This is a genomic window from Acinetobacter sp. UBA2581, from assembly GCF_002339435.1.
Taxonomy (GTDB): Bacteria; Pseudomonadota; Gammaproteobacteria; order Pseudomonadales; family Moraxellaceae; genus Acinetobacter; species Acinetobacter variabilis.
In genome coordinates, this window is sequence record NZ_DDLD01000085.1 from 82,261 (window position 1) to 89,049 (window position 6,789).

The 6,789-nt window shown below is 43.9% G+C and carries 5 protein-coding genes; 3 read left to right on the forward strand and 2 right to left on the reverse strand.

Annotation, left to right across the window (positions count from 1 at the left end):
- Window positions 1-10 precede the first annotated feature (10 nt).
- Entirely contained in the window at window positions 11-1,120 is a 1,110-nt protein-coding gene (locus B3Q46_RS11000; RefSeq protein WP_208462146.1) for a muconate/chloromuconate family cycloisomerase, read from the reverse strand.
- Between the two features lie 115 nt (window positions 1,121-1,235).
- On the opposite strand from B3Q46_RS11000, the gene B3Q46_RS11005 reads away from it, so the two are divergent.
- From B3Q46_RS11005 to B3Q46_RS11015, 3 genes are all read left to right on the forward strand, one after another.
- Window positions 1,236-2,147: a LysR family transcriptional regulator gene (locus tag B3Q46_RS11005; RefSeq protein WP_004785644.1), complete on the forward strand. Its 912-nt coding sequence runs from the start codon at window positions 1,236-1,238 to the stop codon at window positions 2,145-2,147.
- 229 nt (window positions 2,148-2,376) lie between these two features.
- Window positions 2,377-3,747 carry an MFS transporter gene (locus B3Q46_RS11010; protein ID WP_208462145.1) on the forward strand — a complete coding sequence of 457 codons (1,371 nt, stop codon included), beginning with the start codon at window positions 2,377-2,379 and terminating at the stop codon, window positions 3,745-3,747.
- Window positions 3,748-3,859: 112 nt separating this feature from the next.
- A complete protein-coding gene (locus B3Q46_RS11015; RefSeq protein WP_208462144.1) occupies window positions 3,860-5,203 on the forward strand; it encodes a DcaP family trimeric outer membrane transporter in 1,344 nt (447 codons plus the stop codon).
- Between the two features lie 40 nt (window positions 5,204-5,243).
- On the opposite strand, the gene B3Q46_RS11020 is transcribed toward B3Q46_RS11015, so the two are convergent.
- A complete protein-coding gene (locus B3Q46_RS11020) occupies window positions 5,244-6,665 on the reverse strand; it encodes a PLP-dependent aminotransferase family protein (RefSeq protein ID WP_208462143.1) in 1,422 nt (473 codons plus the stop codon).
- Between the last annotated feature and the right edge of the window lie 124 nt (window positions 6,666-6,789).

The following is a 6,789-nucleotide window of genomic DNA, read 5'->3' on the forward strand; positions in this document are numbered from 1 at the left end:
TCTCCTGGAATTATTGACGACGCAAGTTGTCAATTTTGTTTTCATCCAACTCAATACCCAGACCTGATCCTTTCGGAATCTCAAGTTCAAAGTTTTGATACTGGAGTGGGGTTTTTAAAATATCTTCAGTCAGTAGCAGGGGGCCAAACAGTTCGGTGCCATAAGCGAGACTTTCAAAAGTCGAGAAGGCATGGGCAGAGGCGATCGTGCCCACCGGGCCTTCCAGCATGGTGCCGCCATACAGGTCGATACCAGCCAACTGTGCCACTTTTGCAACTTCACAGCCTTCAATCAGGCCACCGGACTGCGCTACTTTGACTGCAAAAACTGATGAGCCATGCTGGCGTGCAATCTGATAGGCAGACTGTGGCCCCATCAAGGATTCATCTGCCATGATGGCGATATCAAAACGCTGGGTCAGACGTCGCATTGCATCCAGATTGTCAATGGCGCACGGCTGTTCAATCAGGTCAATGCCGCCGTCCTGGAGTAACTGAATGCCTTTAATCGCGTCCAGCTCTGACCAGGCACGGTTCACATCAACACGGATCGAAATGTCTTTGCCCAATGCCTGCTTAATCGCAAGCACGTGTTCAACATCCTGTTCCACTGGACGAGAACCAATTTTCAGTTTGAAAATATTGTGGCGTTTGGCCGCAATCATTTTCTGGGCTTCAGCAATGTCTTTCTCGGTATTGCCAGATGCCAGTACCCACAGCACTGGTACGCTGTCACGTAAACGTCCACCTAGAATTTCACTCAGTGGTTGGCTCAAACGTTGTGCCTGAATATCCAGCAGTGCGGTTTGAATGGCACATTTGGCAAAGCGGTTACCATTAATATTCTTTTTGATGGCTTGTAATGTCTGTGCAACATTCAAACCTGATAATGTTTTCAGAAGCGGTACAAAGTAAGTCTCAATATTCACTTTGACACTTTCTGGGCTTTCTTCACCGTAGCCTAAACCGCCAATGGTGGTGGCTTCGCCCCAACCCACGTAACCGTCTTCGGTGGTGATTTTGACCAGGACCAGTGTCTGGGTTTGCATGGTTGCGACAGCCATCTTGTGAGGACGGATCGTCGGTATTTGAACCAGCAAGGTTTCAACTGACTTATACATAATTACGCTTCACATTCTTGCTTTAATGTTTTGACTTGATATACCTTAAAAGAATAATTTTGATTGGTCTAAGATCGATTTAGCATTTTTTTATACTTTAAAGGTATGCATAAATATGGAACTCAGGCATTTGCGTTACTTCGTCGCAGTCGTCGAAGAACAAAGTTTTACCAAGGCGGCAGAAAAACTGTTTATTGCTCAACCACCTTTAAGCAGACAGATACAAAATCTGGAACAGGAACTCGATATTCAGCTTTTTGAAAGAGGTAGCCGACCGCTTAAGACCACAGAAGCAGGTCAATTCTTCTACCAGCATGCGGTTAAACTTTTGTCTAATGCGGAAGAAATCAAATCGATGACCAAGCGGATTGGCATCGCGGATCGTACCATTAGCATTGGTTTTGTCGGCTCTTTATTATTCGGTTTACTATCGCGTATTGTGTTTCTATTTAAACAGCAACATCCCCAGCTCAAAATCGAGATGGTTGAAATGAATACTTCAGAGCAGATTCAGGCACTTAAAGAAGGGCGGATTGATGTCGGTTTTGGACGTTTGAGAATTTCAGATCCGGCAGTGAAACGGGTGTTGCTGCGTGAAGAACGGCTGATGGTCGCAGCACATTCTAGTCATTTTTTTTCGCAACGAGATGGCGTGAACTTGGCGGAACTGGTGGATCAGCCACTTTTTTTATACCCGAATAATGGTAAAGCGAATTTTTCTACCCAGGTGCGCGGTATATTTTCCGAGTATGGACTGGAACCAAAAAATATCCGTGCAGTCAGTGAATTGCAACTGGCACTTGGCTTTGTGGCTGCCGGAGAGGGCGTCTGTATTGTGCCGGAAAGTGCCCAGAATATTCGTCTGGCACATTTAAACTTTATCCCTTTATTAGATGAATTTGCGGTCAGTCCGGTCTTTATGGCGATTCGTAACATGGATGAAAGTGAATATATTCGTTATCTGTTTGATGCGGTCTATCAGGTCTATGATCTTGAAGCGATTAAATATGATCGTGCGGTGTTTTAAACAAGATTAAAAACTTTTTAGATGTTATATAAAATAGGTGAAATTATTATTTAATGGCTGAATTAAAGTCGTTTTATTTGGACGAATATCATTAAGGCATAGTAAATAAAGCCTTTTCTTTAAGGCAGACTTTATAGGTATAGAAGCATGCCTATTCAGTTTTGGACATTTATGCACATCTTCTGCATTGTGAATCTCATAAATTGAACTTCACAATTAGGAGGTGGAGATGTCTACAAATAAAGTGAATATAAATACGCTGATTGATGAAGCAAAGTTCACGCCATTTCATTGGGGCGTCCTGATCTGGTGTTTGCTGATCATTATTTTTGACGGTTATGACCTGGTAATTTACGGCGTGGCTTTACCGCTACTGATGCAGGAATGGGCACTCAGTGCAGTACAGGCAGGCATGTTAGCCAGCACCGCCTTGTTCGGTATGATGTTTGGAGCGATGAGTTTCGGCACTTTGTCCGATAAACTGGGACGTAAAAAAACCATCATGATCTGTGTCGCGATCTTTAGTGGTTTTACGTTTATCGGTGCCTTTGCAACATCACCTGTCGAATTCGGGATTTTACGCTTTCTTGCCGGACTCGGAATTGGTGGCGTGATGCCAAACGTCGTTGCCCTGATGACGGAATACGCACCGAAGCGGATTCGCAGCACGCTGGTTGCCTTGATGTTTAGTGGTTATGCGATCGGTGGCATGACATCTGCCTTGCTTGGCGCATGGCTGGTGCCACAGTTTGGCTGGAAAATCATGTTCTTGCTTGCGGGTACTCCTTTACTGTTCCTGCCAATACTCTGGAAATATTTACCAGAATCGCTGATGTATCTGACCAATAAGCAGCAAACGGGTGAAGCGCAAAATATTATCCAGAAAATCTCGCCAACCCAGGTAATTGGATCTGACACCCAGTTCGTCCTGAATGAAGTACAAAAAGGCGATGAAGCACCTTTAAAAGCATTATTCCAGCAAGGCCGCATATTTAGTACCTTTATGTTCTGGCTGGCATTTTTCATGTGTCTATTAATGGTCTACGCACTGGGTAGCTGGTTACCAAAACTGATGATCCAAGCCGGATATTCACTGGGTGCCAGCATGATCTTCCTGTTTGCCCTGAATATTGGCGGCATGATCGGGGCTGTTGGTGGGGGGTATCTGGCAGACCGTTTCCATATTAAAAAAGTGCTGACGATCATGTTCCTTTGCGGAGCAGCTTCTTTAATCCTGCTCGGTTATAACAGTCCGCAATTCGTGCTTTATAGCTTGATTGCTGTGGCCGGTGCAGCAACCATTGGTTCTCAAATCCTGCTCTACACCTTCGTGGCGCAATATTATCCATCAATGGTGCGTTCCACTGGCATGGGTTGGGCTTCCGGAATTGGACGTATCGGTGCGATCGTTGGACCGGTATTGACGGGTGCTTTATTGACCATGAATTTACCGCATCAAATGAACTTCTTTGCAATTGCGATTCCCGGTTTGATTGCTGCGCTGGCAATTTTCCTGGTGAACTTAAAAATGTCTGTAGAAGGTCAAGCCCTTGCTACACCTGAGATTCATACTGATTCTCTCGCTGAAAAAGCAAGTTAATGGATTAAATATCAATTAATAAAGAAAACACTTCTAATGATAGAGATCGCCATCGTAAGTGGTGGTGATCTATTGCTAGAATCGAGCTGCATAATAAAAAAGCGAGTTTAGGATGAACACGAAACAATTATTTAATAATCAAACAATCACATTAAAACGCACGGTTCTGATGAGCATGATGGCAATGAGTTTAGGGGGCCTTAGCTTGTCTACCCAGGCACAAACTCCAGCTCAGTCCAATCAGCAGGAAATTGAGCAGTTGCGTCAGGAGGTTCAAGCTCTACGTGCCTTGATTGAGCAGCAGCAAACTCAGAGAGCTGCTGTGACTGCACCTGTAGCGGCAACGCCGGCACCTGCAAATACAGCAGTAGCGCCTGCGAGCAAACCTGTGATGAAAATTGCCAGTGGGGCCGAGTTTAATTTATACGGTAATATCCGTGCTGATGCCTCTTATCAGGCTGAGGGCGGTGCAGCTACACGTATGTATAACCAGATTAATGCGGTACCTCTTGAAGGCACAGGTGAACGCAGTGATGAATTTAAGTCCACGCTTTCAGCCACCCGTTTAGGGATGGATTTTAAAGCGCCCGTGGGTGCTGGGGATAAAGCCTTAAGTGGTAAAGTTGAGGTCGATTTCCTGGGGGGGGCTAGTTTTGATAACCTGCGTATCCGCCATGCCTATATCAGCTATGCTGACTGGTTAATTGGTCAAACCTGGTCAAACTTTGCGACCCCAGACTATATACCTGAGACGGTAGATGCACTGGTTTATGCCGGTGGTTCAATTAAACGGACGCCTCAGATTCGTCATACCAGTACTTTGAGTCCAGCGACCAATCTGGTGCTTGCAGTAGAAGATCCGAAAGATGCGACCATTACGGGAATCAAACAGCGTTTACCTGCTTTAACTGCACGCTTAAACCACAAATTTGCGGATAATCTTTCTGTTAGCGCGCGTGCGATGGGGAATGAAAAACGCGTGAATGAAGATGAAAAAACTGCATGGGGGGTGGGCTTAGGTGCCAAATACGAGTTTGTTCCAGGCACCAGCCTTAAGGCAGATTATTATCATGTCAAAGGTGATAGCAGTTTTGTCTCTTACACTAATCCTGGCGTAGTTCGAGCTCCTAATGGTGATCTTCTACAGAGTGAATTTGACTCGATTACGGTTGGTCTAACGCAGCAGTTTACTGAGAAATTACGCGGTACTTTGGGTTATGGTTATATGAATTTCGACCAAGATAATGGCTATCTTGCTGCTCTTGGTCTGAATCTAACAGCAGTGAACAAAGACCTTTGGCAGGCTTGGGCTAATGTGTTCTATAACCCTACAAAACCGCTGAGTTTTGGCCTTGAATATGTCTATGGCGAACGTGAAGCATTGGGTGCTGCACCAAATGGCAGTACAAAAGGTGAAGATAACCGAGTGAATGCCGTTGCAATTTACAGTTTCTAAGCTCTAGCGATTTACATAAGAAACCTAAAGCGTGGATGAATTAATCCACGCTTTTTGCATGATTCAGGATCACCTCTGCCAGCACATTGACAGCGTTTTCTATCTCAAAGGTCCAGTCAAATGAACAGTTCAGGCGAATATAATTCTGGCTGGTATGTTCCGGTTTAAACAGTAAAGCAGGAGCAATGGCAATATTGTGCTGAATCAGCTGTTCATATAAAACCTGTCCATCCAGCTGTTCGGGCAATTTGATCCAGAGAAAATAGCCACTGGAATAATAATAAATTTCACAGACTGAATCTAAACGCGCTTTGAGTTCCTGATAAAACTTCTGTTTATACTTTTCCAGCTGCTGTCTTAAATGGCGCAAATGCTTTTCATAATGATGATGGGACAGAAAATCGACCAGTGCATTTTGTAATAGCGGACTAACAGTCAAAGTACTCATGAGCTGTAAATGCTGGATTGCATCGGAAAATGGGCCAGCGAAAACCCAGCCGACCCGCGCACCCATGCCCAGAGTTTTAGAAAATGAAGAGCAGTGCAATACCCGTTGATGCTGATCAAAATATTTTACGGAAACCGGTTTATGAGCGCCGTAATTGAGTTCCTGATAGACATCATCTTCAATCAGATATACCTGATATTCATTCAACAGTTCAGCAATTCTTTGCTTGATCTCTGAATTTACCGTAAAGCCAATCGGATTATGCACATTCAGCATCAGCCAGCAAACTTTGATCGGGTACTGTTTAAGTGCTTGTTCAAATGATTCCAGGTCAAAACCAAACTGCGGATGTTCAGGGATTGTGATGACTTGCAAGCCTAAACGTTCAGCCGCCTGCCAGGCACCATAAAAAATGGTTTGCTGGAGCAGGATAAAATCACCAGGTTGAGTCAAAGCCTGTAAAGACAGATTAAGGGCTTCCAATGCACCAGAAGTAATGACAATGTCATCCGAAGTGCAGTTTATGCCTTGTAACTGATAGCGGTTAGCAATCAGTTGGCGTAATTCCTGATTACCCGGTGGCATATGATTTTGATGGCTATAACTGCTTTTTCTTTTGCTATGCTGCGCCAAAATCTGCATAAACCGGCTGTTATATAACAGTTCAGCATTTGGAAAAGCTGAACCAAAAGGCGCAATATTTGGAGTTTGCAGTGACTTTAAATAATTAAATACCACAGAGTTAATTTTAACTTTGGAGTTTAAGCCAATCTGTACCGCGGGTTCTTTGCTGTTATAGGTTTGAGGTCGCTCCGCAATATAGTAGCCAGATTTATCTTTGGCATAGACCAATCCTTGCGATTCAAGCACCTGATAGGCATTAAGCACCGTCATCAGGCTATAGCCGGACAGTTCAGTTTGTTCCCGTAATGAAGGTAATTTGTCATGCGCCTTCCATGCGCCATTTTCAATCATCTGGCGAATATTTTGGGCTAGCTTTTCAGATTTGAACATAAGAAAATAAAATCTAAACTGTACTAATATAATCAGAATTATATTATGAATAAGTTATTAAAATATAACAAATCAAAAAAATAAGTGGCTAACTGTTATATTACGCAGATTCAAATACCAAGTG